1 protein-coding gene and 1 pseudogene are annotated in these 1,752 nt (G+C 70.5%); both read right to left on the bottom strand.

Annotated elements, in window-relative coordinates:
• A pseudogene (locus ON27_RS10255) lies at positions 1-241 on the bottom strand (SPFH domain-containing protein); the annotation flags it as partial.
• A gap of 45 nt (positions 242-286) precedes the next feature.
• Complete coding sequence (locus ON27_RS10250) at positions 287-1,648, bottom strand: FAD-binding oxidoreductase (protein ID WP_043723354.1); 1,362 nt, start codon at positions 1,646-1,648, stop codon at positions 287-289.
• Between the last annotated feature and the right edge of the window lie 104 nt (positions 1,649-1,752).

Below are 1,752 nucleotides of genomic sequence, written 5' to 3'. Positions count from 1 at the left end.
GGCCGAAGAACTGCACCACCTTGGCCTCGTTCGGGTTCACCACGGTCAAGCCGGTCGCCAGCAACAGCAGGACGACGACAACGACGACCGCCGCCACCGCGCCGACCACGGCGAGGGTATTGCCGTGCCGGGCGCCCGCGACGAAGCCGAGCGCCGCGCCGCCGCCGAACAGGACCGTGAGCACGAACCACCCCAGCAGCACCAGAAAGCCGTTGACGCGGAACGCGGATCGAAACTGCATGACATCCTCCCAATATCAGAGTGATATCACCAAGATAGCATGCTGTCACCCGGCGTCCGGTCGAATATTGCGGTTGCAGCGGAACAGGTTGCGCGGGTCGTGCCGAGCCTTGAGCGCGGCCAACCGGGCGTAGGTGTCCGGGCGGTAGCCCGCGCGGGTCTGCGCCTCGTCCGCTTCCGCGCCCGCCCCGTAGAGGAAGTTGAGACTGTGCCCGAGGGTCCACGGGCTCAGCGCGGCACGAATGCCGGCGCGGGCCGCGGCGCCTTCCGGGCCGGTGATGACCCGCACGAGGTAAGCGGCCGCACGGTGATCCACCGCGATACCGGCCTCGCCCGCGCGGGCCAGCGCGCCGCCGAGATGACGGACGTCGACGACGGCGCCGGCGCCGGAATCCGGGCCCGCCGCGTCCAGCAGCGCCGCCGCCGCTTCCGCGGTGAACTCGCCGAGCAGCGCGTTGGTGGCGGCATAGGCGTGCGGATGGTCCGGGTCGCTGTGAATGGTGTGCGACTCGGTGTACGGCATCGCGCGCAGGTCGTCGCGCAGTCGTTCGCCGACCGCTCGCAGCGGGGCGACCAGCCGTTCCCCTTCCTCGGCCGGACCGCTGTAGGCGATCCGGATCGACGCGACGTACCGGCCGCGCAGCGGCTCGGGCAGGTGCGGGAAGTCCGGGTAGGCGAGCATGGCCAGCGTCGAGGTCACCTCCTCCGGCACGGTCGCGGTCCACTGTCGCCACGCCTCCAGCGCCCGCTCCACCAGCGGCGTGTCGAACACCAGCTGCCCGCCGTACACCGTGGCCACCGGGACCAGGCCCACTTCCAGCCCGGTCACGACACCGAAATTGCCGCCGCTGCCGAGCACGGCGCCGAACAACTCGTCGCCCGGCGTCAGGGTGCGCACCCGCCCGTCGGCGGTGACCAACTCGATCGCCCGCACGTGCTCGGCCGCGTATCCGAACCGGCGCGCGAGCAAGCCGATCCCGCCGCCGAGCAGATAACCCACCACGCCGACCGAAGGCGACGAACCGTTCAGCGGAGCCAGCCCGTGTTCGGCCGCCGCTTCGACCAGCGCACCCGCCCGCACGCCCGCGCCGACGTGCGCGGTCCGGCGGTCCGGATCGATCCGGACGGCCGTCATGCGCCGCGTGCCGATCAGCACGCCGCCGTCGGTGGCGACGGACAGCCCGTGGCCGGTGGCCTGCACGGCGACCGGCAGATCGTGGCGCGCGGCGTACTCCACGGCGGCGCGCACGTCTTCGGCGTGCACCGCGCCGACGACCAGCGCGGGCCGATGCGTGTACGCGGTCTGGAAGCCTGCGATCTCCGCGTCGTAGCCGTCGTCGCCGGGGCGGAAGACCGGGCCGGTGAAGATGTCGATGTTCTCGTCGGTCTGTGCGGCGTTGTTTCCCATGTCTTCGACCTTGCTGGCCCGAGGCGAAGAAGTAAAACAGATAGATTTTCTACTAGCTAGAATTATCGTTTATGGAATTGCGCCAGCTGCGCTACTTCGTCACC

The organism is Nocardia asiatica NBRC 100129 (genome assembly GCF_000308415.1).
GTDB lineage: Bacteria > Actinomycetota > Actinomycetes > Mycobacteriales > Mycobacteriaceae > Nocardia > Nocardia asiatica.
Note: the sequence above shows the minus strand (reverse complement) of the source record. Positions and strands in the feature narration are given on the sequence as shown.